Annotated in this window: 25 protein-coding genes; 5 read left to right on the top strand and 20 right to left on the bottom strand. The window is 62.3% G+C overall.

Features of this window, described 5'->3' with window-relative positions; all coding sequences use genetic code 11:
* Positions 1–42 precede the first annotated feature (42 nt).
* The 19 genes from glmU to rpmH form a co-directional block, all read right to left on the bottom strand.
* Positions 43–1,404, bottom strand: coding sequence for a bifunctional UDP-N-acetylglucosamine diphosphorylase/glucosamine-1-phosphate N-acetyltransferase GlmU (gene glmU, locus ACYJSS_RS23955; protein ID WP_111259218.1), 1,362 nt, complete (start codon positions 1,402–1,404; stop codon positions 43–45).
* Between the two features lie 98 nt (positions 1,405–1,502).
* Positions 1,503–1,928, bottom strand: a complete 426-nt coding sequence (locus ACYJSS_RS23950) for a F0F1 ATP synthase subunit epsilon (protein WP_111259219.1) — start codon at positions 1,926–1,928, stop codon at positions 1,503–1,505.
* Between the two features lie 43 nt (positions 1,929–1,971).
* Entirely contained in the window at positions 1,972–3,348 is a 1,377-nt protein-coding gene (gene atpD, locus ACYJSS_RS23945) for a F0F1 ATP synthase subunit beta (protein WP_111259220.1), read from the bottom strand.
* 30 nt (positions 3,349–3,378) lie between these two features.
* Entirely contained in the window at positions 3,379–4,239 is an 861-nt protein-coding gene (gene atpG, locus ACYJSS_RS23940; protein WP_111259221.1) for a F0F1 ATP synthase subunit gamma, read from the bottom strand.
* Positions 4,240–4,289: 50 nt separating this feature from the next.
* A complete protein-coding gene (atpA, locus tag ACYJSS_RS23935; protein WP_111259222.1) occupies positions 4,290–5,834 on the bottom strand; it encodes a F0F1 ATP synthase subunit alpha in 1,545 nt (514 codons plus the stop codon).
* Between the two features lie 21 nt (positions 5,835–5,855).
* Positions 5,856–6,392, bottom strand: coding sequence for a F0F1 ATP synthase subunit delta (locus ACYJSS_RS23930; protein ID WP_111259223.1), 537 nt, complete (start codon positions 6,390–6,392; stop codon positions 5,856–5,858).
* Positions 6,393–6,404: 12 nt separating this feature from the next.
* Entirely contained in the window at positions 6,405–6,875 is a 471-nt protein-coding gene (locus ACYJSS_RS23925; RefSeq protein WP_111259224.1) for a F0F1 ATP synthase subunit B, read from the bottom strand.
* A 48-nt stretch (positions 6,876–6,923) separates the two neighbouring features.
* The gene (atpE, locus tag ACYJSS_RS23920; RefSeq protein WP_003457994.1) at positions 6,924–7,181 is read right to left on the bottom strand and encodes a F0F1 ATP synthase subunit C; all 258 of its coding nucleotides are present in this window, start codon (positions 7,179–7,181) and stop codon (positions 6,924–6,926) included.
* 190 nt (positions 7,182–7,371) lie between these two features.
* Entirely contained in the window at positions 7,372–8,241 is an 870-nt protein-coding gene (atpB, locus tag ACYJSS_RS23915; protein ID WP_111259225.1) for a F0F1 ATP synthase subunit A, read from the bottom strand.
* A gap of 16 nt (positions 8,242–8,257) precedes the next feature.
* On the bottom strand, positions 8,258–8,665 hold the full coding sequence (locus tag ACYJSS_RS23910; RefSeq protein WP_111259226.1) for a F0F1 ATP synthase subunit I: 408 nt from the start codon (positions 8,663–8,665) through the stop codon (positions 8,258–8,260).
* A gap of 147 nt (positions 8,666–8,812) precedes the next feature.
* Positions 8,813–9,685 (bottom strand): ParB/RepB/Spo0J family partition protein, encoded by an 873-nt coding sequence (locus ACYJSS_RS23905; RefSeq protein WP_111259227.1) that lies wholly within the window; start codon positions 9,683–9,685, stop codon positions 8,813–8,815.
* Between the two features lie 9 nt (positions 9,686–9,694).
* Positions 9,695–10,483 (bottom strand): ParA family protein, encoded by a 789-nt coding sequence (locus ACYJSS_RS23900; RefSeq protein ID WP_111259228.1) that lies wholly within the window; start codon positions 10,481–10,483, stop codon positions 9,695–9,697.
* A 15-nt stretch (positions 10,484–10,498) separates the two neighbouring features.
* Positions 10,499–11,146, bottom strand: coding sequence for a 16S rRNA (guanine(527)-N(7))-methyltransferase RsmG (gene rsmG / locus ACYJSS_RS23895; RefSeq protein ID WP_236205104.1), 648 nt, complete (start codon positions 11,144–11,146; stop codon positions 10,499–10,501).
* Positions 11,146–13,038 (bottom strand): tRNA uridine-5-carboxymethylaminomethyl(34) synthesis enzyme MnmG, encoded by a 1,893-nt coding sequence (mnmG, locus tag ACYJSS_RS23890; protein ID WP_111259230.1) that lies wholly within the window; start codon positions 13,036–13,038, stop codon positions 11,146–11,148. The genes rsmG and mnmG overlap by 1 nt, the downstream gene beginning before the upstream one ends.
* Positions 13,039–13,538: 500 nt before the next feature.
* Positions 13,539–14,906: a tRNA uridine-5-carboxymethylaminomethyl(34) synthesis GTPase MnmE gene (gene mnmE / locus ACYJSS_RS23885; RefSeq protein WP_111259231.1), complete on the bottom strand. Its 1,368-nt coding sequence runs from the start codon at positions 14,904–14,906 to the stop codon at positions 13,539–13,541.
* An 84-nt stretch (positions 14,907–14,990) separates the two neighbouring features.
* Positions 14,991–16,703: a membrane protein insertase YidC gene (yidC, locus tag ACYJSS_RS23880; protein ID WP_236205101.1), complete on the bottom strand. Its 1,713-nt coding sequence runs from the start codon at positions 16,701–16,703 to the stop codon at positions 14,991–14,993.
* Positions 16,704–16,705: 2 nt separating this feature from the next.
* A complete protein-coding gene (gene yidD, locus ACYJSS_RS23875; protein WP_111259233.1) occupies positions 16,706–16,951 on the bottom strand; it encodes a membrane protein insertion efficiency factor YidD in 246 nt (81 codons plus the stop codon).
* Complete coding sequence (rnpA, locus tag ACYJSS_RS23870) at positions 16,944–17,348, bottom strand: ribonuclease P protein component (RefSeq protein ID WP_111259234.1); 405 nt, start codon at positions 17,346–17,348, stop codon at positions 16,944–16,946. The genes yidD and rnpA overlap by 8 nt, the downstream gene beginning before the upstream one ends.
* Before the next feature lie 14 nt (positions 17,349–17,362).
* Positions 17,363–17,497 carry a 50S ribosomal protein L34 gene (rpmH, locus tag ACYJSS_RS23865; RefSeq protein WP_021217136.1) on the bottom strand — a complete coding sequence of 45 codons (135 nt, stop codon included), beginning with the start codon at positions 17,495–17,497 and terminating at the stop codon, positions 17,363–17,365.
* A gap of 525 nt (positions 17,498–18,022) precedes the next feature.
* Between rpmH and dnaA the strand changes: the two genes are divergently transcribed.
* The 5 genes from dnaA to ACYJSS_RS23840 all read left to right on the top strand — a co-directional run bounded on the left by dnaA (position 18,023) and on the right by ACYJSS_RS23840 (position 24,434).
* The gene (gene dnaA, locus ACYJSS_RS23860; RefSeq protein ID WP_111259235.1) at positions 18,023–19,489 is read left to right on the top strand and encodes a chromosomal replication initiator protein DnaA; all 1,467 of its coding nucleotides are present in this window, start codon (positions 18,023–18,025) and stop codon (positions 19,487–19,489) included.
* A gap of 38 nt (positions 19,490–19,527) precedes the next feature.
* Positions 19,528–20,631, top strand: a complete 1,104-nt coding sequence (dnaN, locus tag ACYJSS_RS23855) for a DNA polymerase III subunit beta (protein WP_111259236.1) — start codon at positions 19,528–19,530, stop codon at positions 20,629–20,631.
* A gap of 7 nt (positions 20,632–20,638) precedes the next feature.
* Complete coding sequence (recF, locus tag ACYJSS_RS23850; protein WP_111259237.1) at positions 20,639–21,748, top strand: DNA replication/repair protein RecF; 1,110 nt, start codon at positions 20,639–20,641, stop codon at positions 21,746–21,748.
* Positions 21,745–24,165, top strand: coding sequence for a DNA topoisomerase (ATP-hydrolyzing) subunit B (gyrB, locus tag ACYJSS_RS23845; RefSeq protein WP_111259238.1), 2,421 nt, complete (start codon positions 21,745–21,747; stop codon positions 24,163–24,165). The genes recF and gyrB overlap by 4 nt, the downstream gene beginning before the upstream one ends.
* A gap of 77 nt (positions 24,166–24,242) precedes the next feature.
* Positions 24,243–24,434, top strand: a complete 192-nt coding sequence (locus ACYJSS_RS23840; RefSeq protein WP_111259239.1) for a hypothetical protein — start codon at positions 24,243–24,245, stop codon at positions 24,432–24,434.
* Positions 24,435–24,563: 129 nt separating this feature from the next.
* Here the strand turns inward: ACYJSS_RS23840 and ACYJSS_RS23835 are convergent, their stop codons facing one another.
* Complete coding sequence (locus ACYJSS_RS23835) at positions 24,564–25,334, bottom strand: lysophospholipid acyltransferase family protein (RefSeq protein WP_111259240.1); 771 nt, start codon at positions 25,332–25,334, stop codon at positions 24,564–24,566.
* Positions 25,335–25,341: the final 7 nt, after the last annotated feature.

The raw sequence follows: 25,341 nt of genomic DNA, 5'->3' as shown, positions 1-25,341 counted from the left end.
CCGTAGGGCCTGCCGGTTATCCACAGGCTGGTTATCCACAGCTCACTTCTTCTTCACGGGCCGCTTCCAGCCTTCGATGTTGCGCTGCTTGGCGCGGCCCACGGCCAGGGCGTGAGCGGGCACGTCCTGGGTGATGACGGAGCCGGCACCGGTGGTGGCGCCGGCACCGAGGCTCACAGGCGCGACCAGGGCGCTGTTGGAGCCGATGAAGACGTCCTCGCCCATGACGGTGCGGGACTTGTTGGCGCCGTCGTAGTTGCAGGTGATGGTGCCTGCACCGATGTTGGTGCGCGCGCCGATCTCGGCATCGCCCAGGTAGCTCAGGTGGCCAGCCTTGGCGCCCTCGCCCATCACGGCGTTCTTCAGTTCGACGAAGTTACCCACATGGGCCTTGGCGCCCAGTACGGCACCAGGACGCAGGCGGGCGAACGGGCCGCAGTCGGCGCCTTCGCCCAGCTCGGCGCTATCCAGGTGGCTGTTGGCCTTGACGATGGCGCCACGGCGCAGGGTGCTGTCCTTGATGACGCAGTTGGGGCCGATCTGGACATCGTCTTCGATCACCACACGGCCTTCGAGGATCACGTTCACATCGATCAGCACGTCGCGGCCCACGATGGCCTCGCCACGCAGGTCGAAGCGCGCCGGGTCCAGCAGGGTCACGCCCTGAGCCATCAGGCGGCGGGCGGCACGCTTCTGGTAGTGCCGTTCGAGGTCGGAAAGCTGGATGCGGTCGTTGGCGCCCTGCACTTCCATGGCGTCCTGGGGCTGCTCGGTGGCCACCACCAGGCCGTCGGCGACCGCCATGGCGATGACGTCGGTCAGGTAGTACTCGCCCTGGGCGTTGTCGTTGGAGAGACGCCCCAGCCAGTCGGCCAGGCGCTTGCCGGGCACGGCGAGGATGCCGGTGTTGCCTTCGCGGATCGCACGCTGCTCGGGGCTGGCGTCCTTGTGCTCGACGATGGCCTTCACCACGCCCTGCTCGTCCCGCACGATGCGGCCGTAGCCGGTGGGGTCGTCCAGCTCGACGGTGAGCAGTGCCAGTTGCTCGGGGCCGACTTTCTGCAGCAGGCGCTCCAGGGTTTCCACTTCGATCAGCGGCACGTCGCCATAGAGGATCAGCACGCGCTCGGCGCTGACATGCGGCAAGGCCTGGGCCACGGCATGGCCCGTGCCCAGTTGCTGGGCCTGGATCACGAAACCGAGGTCGTCGGCCGCCAAACGCTCCTTGACCCTGTCGGCACCGTGTCCGATCACCACGTGGATGCCCTGGGGCTGAAGCTTGCGGGCGCTGTCGATGACATGGCCGAGCATCGGCTTGCCCGCGACGGGGTGGAGGACCTTGGGCAGGGCCGAGCGCATGCGGGTGCCCTGGCCGGCGGCGAGGATGACGATATCGAGCGACATGGAGGGTGCTTCCGAGCCTGTGGATAACCGGCTGAGCCGGAAAAGAAAAAGGGTAGCCAAGGCTACCCTTTTACTCGCTTGCGATGAAGAGCGCGGGATCAGCCGCCGAACTTCTTGCGGATCTGCTGGACGGTGCGCAGCTGGGCTGCAGCCTCGGCCAGACGAGCAGCAGCAGCGGAGTAATCGAACTCCGCGCCCTGCTCGTGCAGGGCCTTCTCAGCAGCCTTGAGGGACTCCTGAGCAGCCGCTTCGTCCAGGTCGCCAGCGCGCAGAACGGTGTCGGCCAGGACCTTCACCATGTTCGGCTGAACTTCGAGGAAACCACCGGAGATGTAGTACACCTCCTCCTCGCCACCCTGCTTCACCACGCGGATCGGGCCCGGCTTGAGGTCGGTGATCAGCGGGGCGTGGCCCGGCGCGATACCCAGATCGCCGAGGTTGCCGTGCGCAATCACCATCTCCACCAGACCGGAGAAGATCTCCGCTTCGGCGCTGACGATATCGCAATGGACAGTAATAGCCATACGCTTGCCTCACGTAAGCGCCCGTTGCCGGGCGCCCAGGGGGTTACAGTTTCTTCGCTTTCTCGATGGCTTCTTCGATGCCGCCGACCATGTAGAACGCCTGCTCGGGCAGGTGATCGTAGTCGCCGTTGAGGATGCCTTTGAAGCCAGCGATGGTGTCCTTCAGGGAGACGTACTTGCCGGGCGAACCGGTGAATACTTCGGCCACGAAGAACGGCTGGGACAGGAAGCGCTGGATCTTACGAGCACGGGATACGAGCTGCTTGTCCGCTTCGGACAGTTCGTCCATACCCAGGATCGCGATGATGTCCTTCAGTTCCTTGTAGCGCTGCAGGACGTACTGGACGCCGCGAGCGGTGTCGTAGTGGTCCTGACCGATCACCAGCGGGTCGAGCTGGCGAGAGGTGGAGTCCAGCGGGTCGACCGCCGGGTAGATACCCAGGGAGGCGATGTCACGGGACAGAACGACGGTGGCGTCCAGGTGGGCGAAGGTGGTCGCCGGGGACGGGTCGGTCAGGTCGTCCGCAGGAACGTATACGGCCTGGATCGAGGTGATCGAACCGGTCTTGGTGGAGGTGATGCGCTCTTGCAGAACGCCCATTTCCTCGGCCAGGGTCGGCTGGTAACCCACCGCGGACGGCATACGACCCAGCAGCGCGGATACTTCGGTACCGGCCAGGGTGTAGCGGTAGATGTTGTCCACGAACAGCAGAACGTCACGGCCTTCGTCGCGGAACTTCTCGGCCATGGTCAGGCCGGTCAGTGCAACGCGCAGACGGTTGCCCGGCGGCTCGTTCATCTGGCCGTATACCAGCGCCACTTTGTCCAGAACGTTGGAGTCCTTCATCTCGTGGTAGAAGTCGTTGCCCTCACGGGTACGCTCACCCACACCGGCGAACACGGAATAACCGCTGTGCTCGATGGCGATGTTACGGATCAGTTCCATCATGTTCACGGTCTTGCCGACACCGGCACCACCGAACAGGCCGACCTTGCCGCCCTTGGCGAACGGGCAGACCAGGTCGATTACCTTGATGCCGGTTTCCAGCAGCTCGTTGGAGCCAGCCTGCTCGGCGTAGGACGGCGCGGGGCGGTGGATTTCCCACTGCTCTTCTTCGCCGATGGGGCCGGCTTCGTCGATCGGGTTGCCCAGCACGTCCATGATCCGGCCGAGGGTCGCTTTGCCCACCGGTACGGAGATGGCCTTGCCAGTGCTGCCGACGTCCAGGCCACGTTTCAGGCCTTCGGTCGAACCCATCGCAATGGTACGTACCACGCCGTCGCCCAGCTGCTGCTGAACTTCGAGGGTGGTTTCGGCGCCTTGAACTTTCAGCGCCTCGTAGACGTTCGGTACCTGGTCACGCGGGAATTCCACGTCGATGACGGCGCCGATGATTTGAACGATACGTCCGCTACTCATCATTTGGTCCTCTGAATATTTGAACCGTTCTTAAACCGCGGCAGCGCCGCCGACGATTTCCGAGATCTCTTGGGTAATCGCAGCCTGACGGGCCTTGTTGTAGACCAGCTGAAGTTCGCTGATCAGGTCACCGGCGTTGTCAGTGGCGTTCTTCATCGCGATCATCCGCGCCGCTTGTTCGGCTGCGTTGTTCTCGACGACCGCCTGGTACACCTGCGACTCCACGTAGCGCACCATCAGGCCGTCCAGCAGCTCTTTGGCGTCGGGTTCGTAGAGATAGTCCCAGTGGTGCTTGAGATCCTGGTCGGCATCTGCCACCAGCGGAACCAGCTGCTCCACGGTGGGCTTCTGGGTCATGGTGTTGATGAACTTGTTGGACACCACCGAGAGACGGTCGATACGACCTTCCAAGTAGGCATCCAGCATCACCTTGACGCTGCCGATCAGGTCGTTGATCGAAGGCTCTTCGCCGAGTTGGCTGATGGCTGCGACGACGTTGCCGCCGAAGTTGCGGAAGAATGCCGCACCTTTGCTGCCGATCACGCAGAGATCGATCTCCACGCCCTTCTCGCGGTTCGCCGACATGTCCTTGACCAGGGCCTTGAACAGGTTGGTGTTCAAGCCACCGCACAGACCACGGTCACTGCTCACCACGACATAACCGATGCGCTTGATTTCACGCTCGATCATGAACGGATGGCGGTACTCCGGGTTGGCGTTGGCCAGATGACCAATCACCTGACGGATACGCTCCGCATAGGGACGGCTGGCAGCCATGCGCATTTGAGCCCTGCGCATCTTGCTGACGGCCACCTTTTCCATGGCGCTGGTGATCTTTTGCGTGCTTTTGATGCTCGCAATCTTGCTGCGAATCTCTTTTGCGCCTGCCATTTGACACCTATCGGGTTAGCAGGCGGGCGTCTTGCGACGCCCGCTGCGGCTTACCAGGTTTGGGTGGCTTTGAACTTCTCGATGCCGGCTTTCAGGCCTGCGTCGATTTCGTCGTTGAAGTCACCCTTCTCGTTGATCTTCGCCAGCAGAGCGGCGTGATCCCGGTTGAAGTAGGCAATCAGGGCCTGCTCGAAGGCGCCGACTTTGGCGACTTCGATGTCCTGCAGGAAGCCACGTTCGGCCGCGTACAGGCTCAGCGACATGTCGGCGATCGACATGGGCGCGTACTGCTTCTGCTTCATCAGCTCGGTAACGCGCTGACCGTGTTCCAGCTGCTTGCGGGTCGCTTCGTCCAGGTCAGAGGCGAACTGGGCGAAAGCCGCCAGCTCACGGTACTGGGCCAGGGCGGTACGGATGCCACCGGACAGCTTCTTGATGATCTTGGTCTGGGCTGCGCCACCTACGCGGGATACCGAGATACCGGCGTTGACGGCCGGACGGATACCCGAGTTGAACATGGCGGATTCCAGGAAGATCTGACCGTCGGTGATGGAGATCACGTTGGTCGGAACGAACGCGGAAACGTCACCGGCCTGGGTTTCGATGATCGGCAGAGCGGTCAGGGAACCGGTCTTGCCAGTCACGGCGCCATTGGTGAACTTCTCGACGTACTCTTCGGAAACGCGGGAAGCGCGCTCCAGCAGACGGCTGTGGAGATAGAACACGTCGCCCGGGTAGGCTTCGCGGCCCGGCGGGCGGCGCAGCAGCAGGGAGATCTGGCGGTAGGCAACGGCTTGCTTGGACAGATCGTCATAAACGATCAGCGCGTCTTCGCCGCGGTCGCGGAAGTACTCGCCCATGGTGCAGCCGGCGTACGGTGCGATGAACTGCAGCGCAGCGGATTCGGAAGCCGAGGCAGCCACCACGATGGTGTTGGCCAGGGCGCCGTTCTCTTCCAGCTTGCGTACCACGTTGGCGATGGTCGATTGCTTCTGACCGATGGCAACGTAGACGCAGCGGATGCCGCTGTTCTTCTGGTTGATGATGGCGTCGACCGCGAGGGCGGTCTTGCCGATCTGACGGTCACCGATGATCAGCTCGCGCTGGCCACGGCCTACCGGGATCATGGCGTCGACGGACTTGTAGCCGGTCTGTACCGGCTGGTCGACCGACTTACGCCAGATCACGCCCGGCGCGACCTTCTCGACAGCGTCGGTGGCGACGTTGTTCAGAGGGCCTTTGCCATCGATCGGGCTGCCCAGGGCGTCGACCACGCGGCCCAGCAGTTCCGGACCGACCGGGACTTCCAGGATGCGACCGGTGCACTTGGCGCTCATGCCTTCGGCGAGGGTCAGGTAGCTGCCGAGGACCACGGCACCCACGGAGTCTTGTTCCAGGTTCAGCGCCATACCATAGACGCCACCGGGGAACTCGATCATCTCGCCGTACATAGCGTCGGCCAGACCATGGATACGCACGATACCGTCGGACACGCTGACGATGGTGCCTTCGTTACGGGCTTGAGAGGACACGTCGAGTTTCTCGATGCGCCCCTTGATGATTTCACTAATTTCGGAAGGATTGAGTTGCTGCATTGCTCTGCTGCCCCTTCAAACTCAAGATTTCAACGCTTCGGCCAGTTTCGCGAGCTTGCCGCGAACCGAGCCATCGATAACCAGGTCGCCGGCGCGGATGACGACGCCGCCTATAAGGCTGGCATCCTCCGCGGCGTGCAGACGCACTTCCCGGCTGAGCCGTGCGCTGAGAACCTTGGCGAGTTTGTCTTGCTGTTCAGTGTTCAATGCGAAGGCACTGGTGACTTCCACATCGATCGACTTCTCCTGCTCGGCCTTGTACAGCTCGAACAGGTTGGCGATCTCCGGCAGCAGCACGAGGCGGCTGTTCTCGGACAGGATGTGGACGAAATTACTCGCCGGTACATCGAACTTGTCACCAACCACCTCGACAAAGGTGTTGGCTTTTTCTTCGCTCGTCAGACGCGGGGCTTTGAGCACTTGCTGCATGGTGGTGTCCTGGGACACCGCAGCGGCCAGGCCTAGCATGGCCGACCAGGCGGCCAGCTGCTGATGGGCCTGGGCGTACTCGAAAGCAGCCTTGGCGTAAGGTCGGGCCAGCGTGGTCAGTTCTGCCATGATCGCCCTCGCTTAGATTTCGGCGGCCAGTTTGTTAACCAGCTCCGCGTGCGCGTTTTGATCGATAGTGGCACCCAGGATCTTCTCGGCACCGCCGACGGCCAGGCTACCCAGTTGGGCGCGCAGCGCGTCTTTGACGCTGTTCAGTTCCTGCTCGATCTCGGCCTGAGCCTGCGACTTCAGTCGCTCGCCTTCCACACGGGCCTGATCGCGAGCTTCGTCGACGATCTGGGTACCGCGTTTCTTGGCCTGCTCAATGATTTCAGCTGCCTGGGCCTTGGCTTCGCGCAGTTGCTGGGCCACTTTTTCGTGGGCCAGCTCCAGGTCACGAGCCGCGCGATTGGCAGCGTCCAGGCCGTCGGCGATCTTCTTCTGACGGTCGCGCAGTGCCGTGATGACCGGAGGCCACACGAACTTCATGCAGAACAGTACGAAGATGAAGAACGCGACGGACTGGCCGATCAGGGTTGCATTAATGTTCACGCCAACACCTCGCTCGTTCGTTGTCAGTCCAATCCTCTGCGAAGAGGATTATTGGGCTACCTGAGCAATGAACGGATTAGCGAAGGTGAAGAACAGAGCGATACCAACGCCGATCATGGTCACGGCGTCCAGCAGGCCGGCGACGATGAACATTTTGACCTGCAGCATCGGGACCATTTCCGGCTGGCGAGCAGCGCCTTCCAGGAACTTGCCACCCAGCAGACCGAAGCCGATAGCGGTACCCAGGGCACCCAGGCCAATCAGCAGAGCAACGGCGATCGCAGTGAGACCTACTACAGTTTCCATTTTTCCTCCCGACTTTATGTCGTGTTGGTTAAGGTTTAAGTGAAGCGGTAAAACGAAATCGTCTTCTTTCCAGCTGCCCTTTCGGGCTTCCCGCGTCGACTGACGCGGGACCATTTCGAACCTCGCACCCTCATCCGCCCTTGGGGCACCTCCTCCCGGGGGAGAAGGACATCAGGTGCGAGCTGCGTTCTTAATGGTTGTCTTCGTGCGCCATCGACAGATAGACGATGGTCAGCATCATGAAGATGAAGGCCTGCAGGGTGATGATCAGGATGTGGAACACGGCCCACGCCCACTGCAGTGCGATACCCAGGCCGCTCAGCAGGATCATGCCGGCGCCGAACATCACGGCGATCAGGATGAACACCAGTTCGCCGGCGTACATGTTGCCGAACAGACGCAGGGCCAGGGAGATCGGCTTGGCCACCAGGGTCACGAACTCGAGCAGGAAGTTCACCGGGATCAGCAGGATCTGAACGAAGATGTTCTTGCTGCCGAAGGGGTGCAGGGTCAGCTCGCCGATGAAGCCGCCGATGCCCTTGACCTTGATGCTGTAGAAGATGATCAGCGCGAAGACCGACAGGGCCATGCCCAGGGTGGCGTTCGGGTCAGTGGTCGGTACGGCGCGGAAGAACAGGTGCTCGTTGCCGCTGATCTTGGCCGCCAGGACCGGAATCCAGTCCACCGGCACCAGGTCGATGGCGTTCATCAGGAAGATCCAGACGAAGATGGTCAGCGCCAGCGGGGCGATCAGCGGGTTACGGCCGTGGAAGGTGTCCTTCACGCTGCCGTCGACGAAGTCGACCATGACTTCGACCAGGTTCTGCAGGCCGCCGGGGATGCCGGAGGTGGCTTTCTTGGCAGCCAGGCGGAAGAGGATCACGAACAGCAGGCCGACGGCGATGGACCAGCCCAGGGTGTCCACGTGGAAAGCCCAGAAGCCCATTTCCTTGGCTTGCTCGGCAGTGTGGGCGAAGCCCCATTCGCCGGACGGCAGTTTACCGAAAGTCAGGTTTTGCAGGTGGTGCTGGATATAGCCCGAAGCGGTTTGCTCTGCCATGTTTGCCTCAAACGCCCTAAGGTTTCGAAAATCTTGTTCTCATCAGCAGGGGAGCGAACCAGCTGACCGCCTGGGTCAGCAGGAAGACACCGAATACCACCGGTGCATCCAGGGGTTTCACGCCTGCGAACGTCAGTGCGAACAGCACCGCCGTCAGAATCATCTTGCCCATCTCGCCGGCATAGAAAGACCGGACTATCGCCTGAGCCGCCCGCGCCCCGCTGAAACGGAACGCCTTGTGGGCGAAGTACATGTTCGGCACCCAGGCGACCAGGCCACCGCACAGACCAGAATATCCCGCTACGCCATCGCGCCACTGCCAGAGAACGACAGCGGCCAGCAGCAACACGACCAGTTGGGCCAGCAGTACCGGGAATACCGGAAGGCGATGGAAGGGCAGGCGGTTTTGCGTGCGTAAATCCATCGCAGCGGGTCCTCTGAGTCGGCGCCTCGAATCAATAACTTGGCATAGTTTGTGCCGACAAAATTGCGCGCAGAGTATAGGGGCGTAATACCCCCTGTTCAACTGCCGGGTAGTGAATTCCGACCGCGCGCTACATGGCCAAATGTTTCAACGGATGTGGGCCAGAACGCCTTGCAACTCATCGAGGGAGTTGTAGCGGATGACCAGCTGGCCCTTGCCCTTCTGGCCATGCTTGATCTGCACGGGAGCGCCCAACCGCTCAGCGAGGCGCTGTTCGAGGCGACTGATGTCCGGATCGGCCTTGACCGGTTCGACAGCTTTCTCCTTGCCGCTCAGCCACTGGCGTACCAGTGCCTCGGTTTGGCGCACGGTCAGGCCTCGTGCGACAACATGTCGCGCCCCTTCCACCTGCTGTTCGGCCGGTAATCCGAGCAATGCGCGGGCATGGCCCATCTCCAGATCGCCATGGGAAAGCAGGGTCTTGATCTCCTCGGGGAGGGCGATCAGGCGCAGCAGGTTGGTGATGGTCACGCGCGATTTGCCAACCGCCTCGGCGACCTGCTGCTGGGTCAGCTGGAATTCCTGCTGCAGTCGCTGCAGGGCGACCGCTTCCTCGATCGGGTTGAGGTCTTCGCGCTGGATGTTCTCGATCAGCGCCATGGCGATGGCGGCTTCGTCCGGCACCTCGCGCACCAGGGCGGGGATGCGCTCCAGGCCGGCCTGGTGGCTGGCACGCCAGCGCCGTTCACCGGCGATGATCTCGAAGCGCCCCCCATCGATGGGACGTACCACGATGGGCTGCATGACGCCCTGGGCGCGAATGGACTGGGCCAGCTCCTCGAGGGCGGTGGGATCCATGTCACGACGGGGTTGGTACTTGCCGCGCTGGATCAGTTCCAGGGGGAGGTTCTGCAGCTCGCGAGTATCGGCCTTGGCGGCCTCCTCCTGCAGGACGGTGGGGGTAGTGCCGCCCAGCAGGGCGTCCAGGCCGCGGCCCAGACCTCTTTTTTTCGCTGCCATGCGGTTTCCTTATGCGGTAGCGGTTTTGGCGTTCGCACGCTGGCGGCGAACCAGCTCGCCGGCCAGCGCCAGGTAGGCGATGGCGCCACGGGATTGCTTGTCGTAGACCAGTGCCGGCATGCCGAAGCTGGGGGCCTCGGCGAGGCGGACGTTACGAGGGATGACGGCGTCGTAAAGCTTGTCGCCGAAATGCTCCTTGAGCTGGGCGGTGACATCGTTGGTGAGGCTGATGCGCGGGTCGTACATGGTGCGCAGCAGGCCTTCGATCTTCAGGCTCGGGTTGAGCAGTTGCCCGATGCGCTGGATGCTGTTGACCAGATCCGACAACCCCTCGAGTGCGTAGTACTCGCACTGCATGGGGATGATCACGCCGTCGGCGGCAACCAGGGCGTTGATGGTCAGCATGTTCAGCGACGGCGGGCAGTCGATGAGGATGTAGTCGTAGTTCTCGCGGATCGGCGCCAGCGCATAGCGCAGTCGGCTCTCCTTCATCTTCATTTCCAGCAGGGCGACTTCGGCGGCGGTCAGGTCGCGGTTCGCCGGCAGCAGCTGGTAGCCACCGTGCTCGGAGAACTGCATGGCCTCGGCCAGGTCGCACTCGCCGATCAACACGTCGTAGATCGAGTTCTCCAGGGCGTGCTTGTCGATGCCGCTCCCCATGGTCGCGTTGCCCTGGGGGTCGAGGTCGATCAGCAGCACGCGGCGCTTGGTCGCGACCAGCGAGGCGGCCAGGTTGATGCAGGTGGTGGTCTTGCCCACTCCACCTTTCTGGTTGGCGATCGCGAATACCTTGGCCATGGCTGCCTTTCCCCCTTATTCCGTGCGGCGCAGTATCAGCAGATGGCGCTGGCCTTGGCAACCGGGAACCGCCAGGGCGTGTTCGGCTTCAAGGTGGAAGTCTTCCGGCAGTGCGACCAGTTCGTCGCTGGGGTGCACGCCCTTCATCGCCAGCCAGCGGGTGTCGCCATCGCCCAAGTGGCGGGTCCAGCTGGCGAAGTCCTCCAGCGAGCTGAAGGCACGGGAGATGATGCCGGCGAAGGGCCGCTCGGGCTGAACGGCCTCGACACGACTGTGGATAACTTCGAGGTTGGCCAGCTTGAGCTCCAGCTTCACCTGGGTGAGGAAGCGGGTCTTCTTGCCGTTGGAGTCCAGCAGGGTGAAGCGCCGATCAGGGAACAGGATGGCCAGCGGAATGCCGGGCATGCCGCCACCGCTGCCGACGTCCAGCCAGTGGTCACCCAGCGCGGCCACATGGGGCACGACGCTGAGGCTGTCGAGCAGGTGGCGCGAGACCATCTCGTCCGGGTCGCGCACCGCAGTCAGGTTGTAGGCCTTGTTCCACTTGATCAGCAGCGCCAGGTAGGCCAGCAGCAGTTCCTGCTGGTTGGCGGAAAGTTCGACTGCGAGTTGCTGCGCGCCACGGGACAGTTCGTCGGCGTGGCGGGAGGTGACCTGCGACATCAGGCGCTCTGCTCCAGTTGGCGACCAGCGCCGCGTTTCTTCAGGTGGATCAGCAGCAGCGAGATGGCCGCCGGAGTGACACCAGGGATGCGCGAGGCCTGGCCCAGCGTTTCCGGACGGCTGAGGCCGAGCTTGTGCTGGATCTCCTTGGACAGGCCGGAGATGGTCGCGTAGTCGAGGTCAGCCGGCAGCCGGGTGTCCTCGCTGGCGCGCAGGCGGGCGATCTCGTCCTGCTGGCGGTCGATGTAGCCGGCGTACTTGGTCTTGATCTCGACCTGCTCGGCGACCTGCGGGTCTTCCGCACCCTGGCCGGTCACTTCCACCAGGCCGGCGTAGTCGATTTCCGGGCGGCTCAGCAGGTTGAGCAGGTTGTACTCATGGGTCAGCGGCGTGCCGAAGCGCTCGGCGATGGCATCGCCCTGGGGCGTGCCCGGACGTACCCAGGTGCTCTTCAGGCGTTGCTCTTCGAGGGCGATGCCCTCGCGCTTCGCCTCGAACGCGCTCCAGCGGCGGTCATCGACCAGGCCGAGCTCGCGGCCCTTCTCGGTGAGGCGCAGGTCGGCGTTGTCCTCGCGCAGGATCAGCCGGTACTCGGCGCGCGAAGTGAACATGCGGTAGGGCTCCTGGGTACCCAGGGTGATCAGGTCGTCGACCAGTACGCCGATGTAGGCCTCGTCGCGACGCGGGCACCAGGCTTCCTTGCCCTGGGCACGCAGCGCGGCATTGGCGCCGGCGAGCAGGCCCTGGGCACCGGCTTCTTCATAGCCGGTGGTGCCGTTGATCTGCCCGGCGAAGAACAGGCCGCCGATGACCTTGGTCTCCAGGCTGTACTTGAGGTCGCGCGGGTCGAAGTAGTCGTACTCGATGGCGTACCCGGGACGCACGATGTGGGCGTTCTCCATGCCGCGGATGGAACGGACGATGTCCAGCTGAACATCGAACGGCAGCGAGGTGGAGATACCGTTCGGGTACAACTCGTGGGTGGTCAGGCCCTCGGGCTCCAGGAACACCTGGTGGCTGTCCTTGTCGGCGAAGCGGTGGATCTTGTCCTCGATCGACGGGCAATAGCGCGGACCGACGCCTTCGATCACACCGGAGTACATCGGCGAGCGATCCAGATTGCTGGCGATGATCTCGTGGGTGCGCGCGTTGGTGTGGGTGATCCAGCAACTGACCTGGCGCGGATGCTGTTCCTTGTTGCCGAGGAAGGACATCACCGGGATCGGCGTGTCGCCGGGCTGTTCGGTCATGACCGAGAAGTCCACCGAACGCCCATCGATGCGCGGCGGCGTGCCGGTCTTCAGGCGCCCGACGCGCAGGGGCAGTTCGCGAAGGCGTTTGGCCAGGGCGATGGACGGCGGGTCGCCGGCACGACCGCCGGAATAATTCTGCAGGCCGATGTGGATAAGTCCGCCGAGGAAGGTTCCCGTGGTCAACACCACGGACTGCGCGTGGAAACGCAGGCCCATCTGGGTGACGACGCCTTTCACCTGATCGTTTTCCACAATCAGGTCATCGCATGCCTGCTGGAATATCCACAGGTTCGGCTGGTTCTCGAGGATTTCGCGGATAGCGGCTTTGTAAAGAACGCGGTCGGCCTGTGCACGGGTGGCACGCACCGCCGGTCCCTTGCGGCTGTTCAACACGCGGAACTGGATACCGCCGAGGTCGGTGGCGACGGCCATCGCACCGCCGAGTGCATCGATCTCCTTGACCAGATGACTCTTGCCGATGCCCCCGATCGCGGGGTTGCAGCTCATCTGGCCGAGTGTCTCGACGTTGTGCGTCAGCAGCAGGGTCTTGACCCCCATGCGCGCGGCCGCCAGAGCAGCCTCGGTGCCGGCATGGCCGCCGCCGATAACGATCACGTCAAAACGGGAAGGGAAATCCACCACGCACCTCGTGCCTGTTCTGTAGATGGGTAATCAGGGAAGGCGGCAAGTATAGGGACTTCCCCTCGGTGAATGAAGCCTTCTGCACAAAAAATAGCCAACCGTTCGGAGGGCTCCTTCTCTGCATCCATCCGACCGCTTTTCAGTACCCAGGCTTCGGGCTAATAGAAAATAAGAGAGAAAGAATTCTTATAGAGCTTGTTCATTGTTTATATGAATGGTGTGGACGATTTTTGTGGATAACTGCCTCTAGCCCAAGATCCACAGGCTTTACAGACGATGATAAGCCTGTGTTGATCCTGGCCGTTTCCTCCGGGTAAGCCGTGGAGCCCCTGTGGATAAAACGATGACTTACCCACAGGCCTGTTATGCCCCCTGTTATCCTCAGGCTTATGGACTGGGTTCAGGCATGGTTATGCACAGGGTTTGTTTTGCCATGTATAAGTCAATGCGCCATAAAAAAAGCCACCCGGAGGTGGCTTTGCCTGGAGCGGTGGCGGTCATTTGCCGATGCAGAAGCTTGAGAAGATCCGCCCGAGCAGATCGTCCGAGCTGAAGGCTCCGGTGATTTCTCCCAGGGCCTGCTGCGCGTGGCGCAGATCCTCCGCCAGCAGTTCACCGGCGCCGGCCGCCGTGAGCTGGTTACGCCCGTGTTCCAGGTGGGCGCTGGCCTGGCGCAGTGCTTCCAGGTGGCGCCGGCGTGCACTGAAACTGCTCTCCGCAGTCTGCTCGTAGCCCATGCAGGCCTTGAGGTGCTCGCGCAGCAGCTCCAGGCCATCGCCTGAGCGGGCAGAGAGACTCAGCGTCACGTGGCCGTCGGCACTGCTTTGCAGGTCGATGGTGTCGCCGGAGAGGTCCGCCTTGTTGCGGATGAGGGTCACCTTGGCCGGATCCGGTCGGCTGTCGAGGAATTCGGGCCACAGCGCGAACGGATCGGCACTCTCGGCGGATGTGGCATCGACCACCAGCAGCACGCGATCCGCTTCCGCGATCGCCTTGAGGGCCCGCTCCACGCCGATCTTTTCCACATGGTCGTCGGTGTCCCGAAGGCCGGCGGTGTCCACCACATGCAGTGGCATGCCATCGATGTGGATATGTTCGCGCAACACGTCCCGGGTGGTACCGGCGATATCGGTGACGATGGCCGCCTCGCGCCCGGCAAGCGCATTGAGCAGGCTGGACTTGCCGGCGTTCGGTCGCCCGGCGATGACCACGGTCATGCCTTCGCGCAGCAATGCGCCTTGTCCGGCTTCACGCAGAACTGTGGATAAGTTTTCGCGTACACCGTCGAGCAGCCCGAGTACGTGGCCGTCGGCGAGGAAATCGATTTCCTCTTCCGGGAAGTCGATGGCGGCTTCCACGTAGATGCGCAGCTGGATCAGCTTCTCGGTCAGGGCATGGACCCGCCGGGAAAACTCGCCCTGCAGCGAGCGCAGCGCGTTACGGGCGGCCTGTGCGGAGCTGGCCTCGATCAGGTCGGCGATGGCCTCGGCCTGGGCCAGGTCGAGCTTGTCGTTGAGGAAGGCCCGCTCACTGAACTCGCCCGGGCGGGCCTGGCGGGCGCCGAGTTCCAGGCAGCGGCGCAGCAGCAGGTCGAGTACCACCGGGCCGCCATGGCCCTGCAGCTCGAGCACGTCTTCACCGGTGAAGGAGTTGGGCCCGGGGAAATAGAGCGCGAGTCCTTCATCGAGGGTGGCGCCGCTGGCATCGTGGAAAGGGCCGTAGTGGGCGTAACGGGGCTTCAGCTGGCGCCCGGCCACGGCCTGGGCGATATGCGATGCCTGCGGGCCCGAGACCCTGACGATACCGACGCCGCCACGGCCCTGGGCTGTGGCGACGGCGGCGATGGTTTCACGGGGGGCGTTCATGACGTGAACCTCGATCTGCGTGGGGCGGATAGCAAGACGCCCCACAGAGGGGGCGTCTTTTCAAGCGTGGGCGAAGGTGGGCGGTCAGGCCGCCACCTTGCTCGCTGCTTCGATCCGGCGGGTAATGTACCACTGCTGGGCGATGGACAAGCAGTTGTTGACTACCCAGTAAACCACCAGGCCGGCGGGGAACCAGAGGAAGAAGAAGGTGAAGATGATCGGCATCAGCTTCAGCACCTTGGCCTGCATGGGGTCCGGCGGCGTCGGGTTCAGCTGCTGCTGGATGAACATGGTGGCGCCCATGATGATCGGCAGGATGAAGAACGGGTCCTTGATCGACAGGTCGGTGATCCAGAACATCCACGGTGCCTGGCGCATCTCGACGCTTTCCAGGAGTACCCAGTAGAGGGCGAGGAACACCGGCATCTGCACGAGGATCGGCAGGCAGCCGCCGAGCGGATTGATCTTCTCCTTCTTGTACAGCTCCATCATCGCCTGGGACATCTTCTGGCGATCATCACCGAACTGCTCCTTCAGGGCCTGCAGTTTCGGCGACACGGCGCGCATGCGGGCCATGGACTTGTAGCTGGCGGCCGAGAGCGGGAAGAAGGCGAGCTTGATCAGCACGGTGAGGACGATGATCGACCAGCCCCAGTTGCCGAGGATGCTGTGGATATGTTGCAGCAGCCAGAAGATCGGCTGGGCGATGAACCACAGGAAACCGTAGTCGACGGTCAGTTCCAGGCCCGGGGAAAGCTCCTTCAGGTGGTTCTGCACCTTCGGGCCGGCATACAGGGTGGCTGACGCTTCGCCCTGGCCACCGGCGGGGACGCTCAGGCTGGAGCCGACGAAGCCGACGATGTAGTTGCCTTTCGGGTCCTTGCGGGTCTGGATGACGTTGGTCTGGCCCTTGTCGGCGACCCACGCGGTGACGAAGTAGTGCTGCAGCCAGGCGACCCAGCCACCGCTCACGCTTTCCTTGAACCAGGCATCCGGGTTGCCTTCGCGGCGCTTCTCGTCCTGCTTGTCGATGTCCTTGATGGAGATCTTCTTGTAGGGCTCGCTGGGGGTCCAGACGGCGGCGCCGAGGTAGGTCGATACACCGGTGGCGGTACTGGAGGACGGGTCGGCGCTGCCGTCGCGCTTGAGCTGCGCGTACATGCTGCCGTTCCAGGCCTGGGCGCTCTGGTTGTCGATGCGGTAGGCGACCTGCAGGTCGTACTTGCCGCGGGTCAGGGTGAAGCGCTTGACGTAGTTGACGCCGTTCTCGCTGAAGGTCAGTTCGACCACCAGCTGATCCTGGCCGTCAGCCAGCTTGTATTGGCGCTGGGCGGCGCTGTAGAGCGGGCGACCGCTGCTGCGCGCGTCCGGACCGTTGGTGCCGATCAGGCCGCTCTGGGCCTGGTACAGGCGCTCGTTGCCGTTGTCGAACAGCTGGAACGGAACGTCGGGGCGGTCCTGGCGGCGCGGGAACTTCGGCAGGGTCAGCTGGACGATGTCGCCGCCGTTGGGGTCGATGGCCAGGTTGAGCACGTCGGTCTCGACGCGGATCAGCTCGTTGCTCGGCGCCACCTGGGCAGCGGCGGGTGCGCTGTGCTCGGTGTTGTCGGCGGTCGGGACGTCGTCATTGGCTGCTTGCTGTGCCGGCGTTGCGGTGTCAGGCAGCGTCGCGGTATTGGCGGCGGGTGCGCTGGCGGTCGGCAGGGCGGCCTGGCCGTAGTCCTGGTTCCACTGAAGAACCATCAGGTAGGACACGATTGCCAGGGCGACGATCAGGATCGAGCGTTGAATATCCATGATTACTCGGCCATCGAAGGGGATTGGGAGGTTTTTACGGGCGGAACCGGGTCGTAGCCGCCGGGATTCCAGGGATGGCAGCGGCCTAGCCGACGCGCGGCCAGCCAGCCACCGCGCAGGAGACCATGGTTCTCGATGGCCTCCAGCGCGTAGCAGGAACAGCTGGGATAGAAGCGACAGTGACTGGCCATCAGCGGGCTGATGGCATAGCGGTAGAACTGGATCGGAACGAGGGCCAGTTTACGCATGGGGACTGTCGGCCACCCCTGATTCGGTCGTGGATTCAGGGCGAGGCCGGCTGCGGGCGAGACGCTTCCAGAGCTTGCCGAACTGATGACTCAGCTCTTCGTTCTCCAGATCGCCCAGGCCTTTTTTCGCCACGATCACGATGTCCCAGCCAGCCAGCAACTCGAGGTTGTGACGGAAGGACTCTCTGATCTGGCGTTTGAGGCGGTTGCGTTCGACTGAAAGCTTGACGCTCTTCTTGCCGATCACCAAACCCAGCCGGGGATGATCCAGAGCGTTGTCGCGCGCGAGCAGCAGGACGTTCTTGCCGGGAACCTTGCCGGTAGGGGAGTCGAAGACTGCCTTGAATTGCCGGGGAACCAGCAGACGCTTTTCCCGGCCGAAGCCTCGACTCACCACCTGTTCCGGGTGAATCAGACGGTCAGGCGCTTGCGGCCCTTGGCGCGGCGACGCGACAGGACTGCACGGCCGTTCTTGGTAGCCATGCGGGCACGGAAACCGTGTACACGAGCGCGCTTGATGGTGCTGGGTTGGAAAGTGCGTTTCATGATGCTTTACCTGGTTGATCACAACGGGCCGGAAGTGGCCCCCGTTTAAAGAGACCGGGGATTCTAGAGAAACAGCGCGGGCAGGTCAATTTCCAACCAACTCTTCCGATCAAAATATGTAAGAAAGGAAAGAGTACTTAAGAAAGACTCGTTTTGTTTATAACTCTTGGGTAGGTCCAGGCCTGTGGAAAAGCCAGGCGAAGCTTAGTGATCCCTGACCTTGACCAAAGGATAAGGCTGTCTGGAAGCGGTGGCCGACCTGTGCGCCGGCTGGGTACAACCTGGGGATGAATGGCCGAGTTGCCCACAGGCAGGTTATGCACCGAGGCCAGTGGGCGGTTGTCCAGTGGGTTATTGGGTGGTTATCCACAAAGTTCCGTAGTCTTTGCGATAGCCCGTAGATATCCAATAACGTCTTGATTTTCCTTGGTGAAATGGCGTTCTTCGTGTGGATAACTTTTCCCCCGGCAGCTACAATGACGCCTGTTTTTTCGCGTCGTACTCCTTTCCTTTTGGGGGATATCCGTGTCAGTGGAACTTTGGCAGCAGTGCGTCGAGCTACTGCGTGACGAGCTGCCCGCCCAGCAATTCAATACCTGGATTCGCCCGTTGCAGGTTGAGGCCGAGGGAGACGAGCTCCGTGTCTATGCGCCCAACCGTTTCGTGCTGGACTGGGTCAATGAAAAGTACATGGGGCGCCTTCTCGAACTGCTCGGTGAGCGTGGCAACGGGCTTGCGCCCGCCCTCTCCTTATTAATAGGCAGCAAGCGCAGCATGCCGCCGCGCGTGGCGCCGGTCCCTCTCTCCGCCCCTCCGGTCATGACGGCGCCGCCGCCGGTAGCGCCGGTCGCCGCGCAGCGGGTCGAGACGGTGGAAGACTCCCGTGGCGGTTTCGATCCCCTCGCCTCGGTTTCCGCTCCCCCGGCCGTGCGCACCGAGCGTGCGGTGCAGGTTGAAGGTGCGCTCAAGCACACCAGCTACCTGAACCGTACCTTCACCTTCGAGAACTTCGTCGAGGGCAAGTCCAACCAGCTGGCCCGCGCGGCGGCATGGCAGGTCGCCGACAACCCCAAGCACGGATACAACCCGCTGTTCCTCTATGGCGGCGTCGGCCTGGGCAAGACCCACCTCATGCACGCGGTGGGCAACCACTTGCTGAAGAAGAACCCCAACGCCAAGATCGTCTACCTGCATTCCGAGCGTTTCGTGGCGGACATGGTCAAGGCGCTGCAGCTGAACGCGATCAACGAGTTCAAACGGTTCTACCGTTCGGTTGACGCGCTGCTGATCGATGACATCCAGTTCTTCGCGCGCAAGGAGCGCTCTCAGGAGGAGTTCTTCCACACCTTCAACGCCCTTCTTGAGGGTGGCCAGCAGGTGATCCTTACCAGCGACCGCTATCCGAAGGAGATCGAAGGCCTGGAGGAACGTCTCAAGTCCCGCTTCGGCTGGGGCCTGACCGTTGCCGTCGAGCCGCCCGAACTGGAGACCCGCGTCGCCATCCTGATGAAGAAGGCCGAGCAGGCGAAGGTCGACCTGCCACACGATGCCGCGTTCTTCATCGCCCAACGCATCCGTTCCAACGTACGCGAGCTGGAAGGTGCACTGAAGCGGGTGATTGCCCACGCCCACTTCATGGGGCGCGATATCACCATCGAGCTGATCCGCGAATCGCTCAAGGACCTGTTGGCCTTGCAGGACAAGCTGGTCAGCATCGACAACATCCAGCGCACGGTGGTCGAGTACTACAAGATCAAGATCTCGGACATGCTCTCCAAGCGCCGCTCGCGCTCGGTGGCGCGTCCACGCCAGGTGGCCATGGCCCTTTCCAAGGAGCTGACCAACCATAGCCTGCCGGAGATCGGCGACGCCTTTGGCGGACGAGACCACACCACAGTTCTGCACGCCTGTCGTAAGATTGCGGAACTCAGGGAATCCGACGCGGATATCCGCGAGGACTACAAGAACCTGCTGCGTACGCTCACCACTTGATAGCTCAAGCGCAGCCCATTGAGGCAAGGGACTAGACCATGCATTTCACCATTCAACGCGAAGCCCTGTTGAAACCCCTGCAACTGGTCGCCGGCGTCGTCGAGCGCCGCCAGACCTTGCCGGTTCTATCCAACGTCCTGCTGGTGGTCGAAGGCCAACAGCTGTCGCTGACCGGTACCGACCTCGAAGTCGAACTGGTTGGCCGTGTGACCCTGGAAGAGAGCGCCGAGCCTGGCGAGATCACCGTACCGGCACGCAAGCTGATGGACATTTGCAAGAGCCTGCCGAGCGACGCGCTCATCGACATCCGCGTCGACGAGCAGAAGCTGCTGATCAAGGCCGGGCGCAGCAAGTTCACCCTGTCCACCCTGCCGGCCAATGACTTCCCCACGGTCGAGGAAGGCCCGGGTTCCCTCACCTTCAGCCTGGTACAGAGCAAGCTGCGCCGCCTCATCGAGCGCACCAGTTTCGCCATGGCCCAGCAGGACGTCCGCTACTACCTGAACGGCATGCTGCTGGAAGTCAGCGCCAACCTTCTGCGCGCCGTCGCCACCGATGGACACCGCCTGGCCATGTGCTCCATGGAATCCGGCATCGAGCAGGCCGACCGTCACCAGGTCATCGTGCCGCGCAAGGGCATTCTCGAACTGGCCCGTCTGCTCACCGAGCAGGACGGTGAGGTACGCATCGTCCTCGGCCAGCACCACATCCGCGCTACCACCGGCGAGTTCACCTTCACTTCCAAGCTGGTGGACGGCAAGTTCCCCGACTACGAGCGCGTGCTGCCCCGTGGTGGCGACAAGCTGGTGGTCGGCGATCGCCAGGCACTGCGCGAAGCGTTCAGCCGCACTGCGATTCTTTCCAACGAGAAGTACCGGGGTATTCGTCTGCAGCTTGCGTCCAGCCTGCTGAAGATCCAGGCCAACAACCCGGAGCAGGAAGAGGCCGAGGAAGAAGTGGCCGTCGAGTACAACGGCAGCAACCTGGAAATCGGGTTCAACGTCAGCTACCTGCTGGACGTGCTGGGCGTGATGACCACTGACCAGGTGCGTCTGATCCTCTCCGACTCCAACAGCAGTGCCCTGCTCCAGGAGGCGGGTAACGACGACTCCGCTTACGTCGTCATGCCGATGCGCCTGTAACCACTCGATGTCCCTTAGCCGCGTCACTGTCACCGCGGTGCGAAATCTGCACCCGGTGACACTCTCCCCCTCCCCTCGCATCAACATCATTCACGGCGCAAACGGCAGCGGTAAAACCAGCCTGCTCGAAGCGATCTATCTCCTCGGTCTCGCCCGCTCCTTCCGCAGCGCCAAGCTGCAGCCGGTCATCCAGTACGAGCAACCGGCCTGCACCGTTTTTGGCCAGGTCGAATTGCTTGAAGGGCGGACCAGTAGCCTGGGTATATCCCGAGATCGCCAGGGTGAGTTCCAGATCCGGATCGACGGGCAGAACGCCAAGAGCGCCGCGCAACTCGCCGAAACCTTGCCGTTGCAAGTGATCAATCCGGATAGTTTCCGCTTGCTGGAAGGCGCCCCGAAGATCAGGAGGCAGTTCCTCGATTGGGGAGTGTTCCACGTGGAACCTCGTTTTCTCCCAGCCTGGCAACGCCTGCAGAAGGCCCTGAGACAGCGGAACTCGTGGCTCCGGCATGGTACACTTGACGCCGTTTCGCAAGCGGCTTGGGACCGGGAACTGTGCTTGGCCAGCGATGAAATCGATGGCTATCGAAGGGCCTACATACAGGCGCTAAAGCCGGTTTTCGAACGCACTCTGGGTGAGTTGGTCGAGCTCGACACTCTCAGCCTGAGTTACTACCGCGGCTGGGACAAGGATCGAGAGCTCGCAGAAGTACTCGCGTCTTCCCTCCTCCGGGACCAGCAGATGGGTCATACCCAGGCTGGCCCTCAACGAGCCGACTTGCGACTGCGCCTTGGAGCGCACAATGCGGCCGACATCCTCTCGCGTGGTCAGCAGAAGCTGGTGGTCTGTGCGTTACGAATCGCACAAGGTCATCTGTTGAACCAGGCGAAGCACGGCCAATGTATCTATCTGGTCGACGATCTTCCGTCTGAACTGGATGAGCAGCATCGACGCGCGTTGTGTCGATTGCTGGACGATTTGGATTGCCAGGTGTTCATCACCTGTGTCGATCGAGAACTAATGAGGGACGGCTGGCGAACGGATACGCCGGTAGCCATGTTCCACGTGGAACATGGTGGTATCACCCAGACCTTTGATCATCGGAGTGAAGCATGAGCGAGAACAACACGTACGACTCTTCCAGCATCAAGGTGCTGAAGGGACTGGACGCCGTACGCAAGCGCCCCGGTATGTACATCGGCGATACCGATGATGGTACCGGTCTGCACCACATGGTGTTCGAGGTCGTCGATAACTCCATCGACGAAGCGCTGGCGGGCTACTGCTCCGAGATCAGCATCACCATCCATACCGACGAATCCATCACCGTCCGAGACAATGGCCGCGGAATTCCTGTGGATATCCACAAGGAAGAAGGCGTCTCGGCGGCCGAAGTCATCATGACCGTGCTCCATGCCGGCGGTAAGTTCGACGACAACACCTACAAGGTGTCCGGCGGCTTGCACGGTGTCGGTGTTTCGGTGGTGAACGCGCTCTCCGAAGAGCTGCGCCTGACCATTCGCCGCGCTGGCCAGGTCTGGGAGCAGATCTACCACCATGGCGTCCCGCAGTTTCCGCTGCGCCCGGTGGGCGAGACCGACGGTACGGGGACGGAAGTTCACTTCAAGGCCTCCAGCCAGACCTTCAACAACATCCATTTCAGCTGGGACATCCTGGCGAAACGCCTGCGTGAGCTGTCTTTCCTCAACTCGGGCGTCGGAATCGTCTTGCGTGATGAGCGCTCCGGCAAGGAAGAGCTGTTCAAGTACGAGGGCGGCCTGAAGGCATTCGTCGAGTACCTGAACACCAACAAGACCGTGGTGAATCAGATCTTCCACTTCAACATGCAGCGCGAAGAAGACGGCGTGGGCGTCGAAGTGGCCCTGCAGTGGAACGACAGCTTCAACGAGCACATTCTCTGCTTCACCAACAACATTCCTCAGCGCGACGGCGGTACCCACCTTGCCGGCTTCCGCTCGGCGCTGACCCGCAACCTGAACAACTACATCGAGCAGGAAGGGCTGGCGAAGAAGTTCAAGATCGCCACCACCGGTGACGACGCTCGCGAAGGCCTCACCGCCATCATCTCGGTCAAGGTTCCGGACCCGAAATTCAGCTCCCAGACCAAGGACAAGCTGGTTTCCAGCGAAGTCAAAACTGCGGTGGAACAGGAAATGGGCAAGTATTTCGCCGACTTCCTGCTGGAAAATCCCAACGAAGCCAAGGCTGTGGTCGGCAAGATGATCGATGCTGCCCGCGCCCGTGAAGCCGCGCGCAAGGCCCGTGAGATGACCCGCCGCAAAGGCGCTCTGGACATCGCAGGCTTGCCCGGCAAGTTGGCGGACTGCCAGGAGAAGGACCCTGCCCTCTCCGAACTCTACATAGTGGAGGGTGACTCCGCGGGCGGCTCCGCCAAGCAGGGCCGTAACCGCAGGACCCAGGCGATCCTGCCGCTCAAGGGCAAGATCCTCAACGTCGAGAAAGCCCGTTTCGACAAGATGCTGTCCTCGCAGGAAGTCGGCACCCTGATCACCGCGCTTGGTTGCGGTATCGGGCGTGAGGAATACAACATCGAGAAACTGCGCTATCACAACATCATCATCATGACCGACGCCGACGTCGACGGTTCGCACATCCGTACCCTGCTGCTGACCTTCTTCTTCCGTCAGATGCCCGAGCTGATCGAGCGTGGCTACATCTACATCGCCCAGCCGCCGCTCTACAAGGTCAAGCGCGGCAAGCAGGAGCAGTACATCAAGGACGACGAGGCCATGGACGAGTACATGACCCAGTCGGCGCTGGAAGACGCCAGTGTGCATGTCAACGAGAGCGCCCCTGGCCTCGCCGGTGAGGCCCTGGAGCGTCTGGTCAACGAGTACCGCGTGGTGATGCGCACCCTCAAGCGCCTGTCGCGCCTGTATCCGCAGGAACTCACCGAGCACATGATCTACCTGCCCCGCGTGAGCCCGGAGCAGCTGGCTGACCAGGCTGCCATGCAGACCTGGCTGGAAGCCTTCCAGGAGCGCCTGAGGGCCTCCGAGAAGTCGGGCCTCACCTATTCCGCCAGCCTGCGTGAAGACCGCGAGCGCCACCTGTGGCTGCCGGAAGTGGAGCAGGTTGCACACGGCCTGTCCCACTACATCACCTTCAACCGCGACTTCTTCGCCAGCAATGACTACAAGCTAGTGACCGCTCTGGGCGACCAGCTGAACAACCTGCTGGAAGAGGATGCGTTCGTGCAGCGTGGTGAGCGCCGCAAGGCCATCTCCAGCTTCAAGGAAGCCCTGGGCTGGCTGATGACGGAGAGCACCAAGCGTCACACCATCCAGCGATACAAGGGGCTGGGCGAGATGAACCCGGAGCAGCTTTGGGAAACCACGATGGACCCGAACGTGCGTCGCATGCTCAAGGTCACCATCGAGGACGCCATCGGCGCCGACCAGATCTTCAACACCCTGATGGGTGATGCGGTCGAGCCCCGTCGCGACTTCATCGAAAGCAATGCCCTGGCAGTGTCCAACCTCGACGTCTGAGTCCGGGTCTGGAATTGCTCGAAGAAGAAGCCCCGGCATGCCGGGGCTTTTTATTGGATCGGAAGAAGGAAGACGCGATGAGCGATTCAGATCGGCAGGCAGTACCCAGCGACGAGGAGATAGCTGCCTACATGCAGCGATTGGTGCGCTCGGGAAGGGTGAAAGCGGCGGTGCTGGTAGCCCAGACGGAGAAGCAATTCCCGACGGCGGGGAGGGACAGGATCATTCGCTGCTACAACGCCCTGGACTCGAAATACCTCAAGGGTTAGAGCGATCGGAAAGACGCTTATGCACTTTTTTCCGATATTTTCCCCGGCTGCTGAAAGCCCCGTCGATCAAGGCTCTCAGCGATTCAAATGGCACAAAGCCGGTATTTAATCCACAGCTTATCCACAAATTCAGGCCTGGCTGGAAACCGGCTCGTCCAAGGGCTGCTGCTGGCCCTCGAGCTCGCGCTGAGTCTGTTCCACCCAGGCGTGGGCGCGGTCGTTGAGCTCGGCGATGGCGCGGGGCCCGGTGCCTTCGGCGAACATCAGGGGGCCGATGACGACCTGGATGGTGCCGGGGTACTTCGCCCAGCCTTCCTTGGGCCAGAAGCTGCCGGCGTTGTGGGCGATGGGCAGTACCGGCATGCCGGCATTCACCGCCAGCGCCGTGCCGCCACGGGAGAACTTGCCCATCTGCCCGACCGGGACGCGGGTCCCCTCCGGGAAGACCAGCACCCAGGCACCCTGCTTCAGGCGTTCGTCGCCTTGCTTGGCCAGCTGCTTGAGCGCGGCCTTGGGATTGTTGCGATCGATGGCGATCGGCTTGAGCAGCGCCATGGCCCAGCCGAAGAAGGGCACGAACAGCAGCTCGCGCTTGACCACCTGGCTCAGTGGCTCGAAGAAGCCGGAGAGGAAGAAGGTCTCCCAGGTGCTCTGGTGCTTGGCCAGGATCACACAGGGCTCGGCGGGCACGTTCTCAAGCCCATGCACCTCATAGCGCACGCCGGCGACCACCCGGGCCAGCCAGGTCGCGAAGCGACACCAGCGCCAGACGACGAAGCGGTAGCGGGCCCGGAACGGCAGGAAGGGGGCGACGAAGAAGCTCAGCGTTCCCCAGACGAAGGCGCTGGACGACAGCAGCAGGTAGAAGAAAAAGGTTCTGATTGCCTGCACTGTCGTCATGGTGTCC

This window comes from Pseudomonas sp. No.21 (genome assembly GCF_054558415.1).
This window is presented reverse-complemented; position numbering and strand designations above follow the sequence as displayed.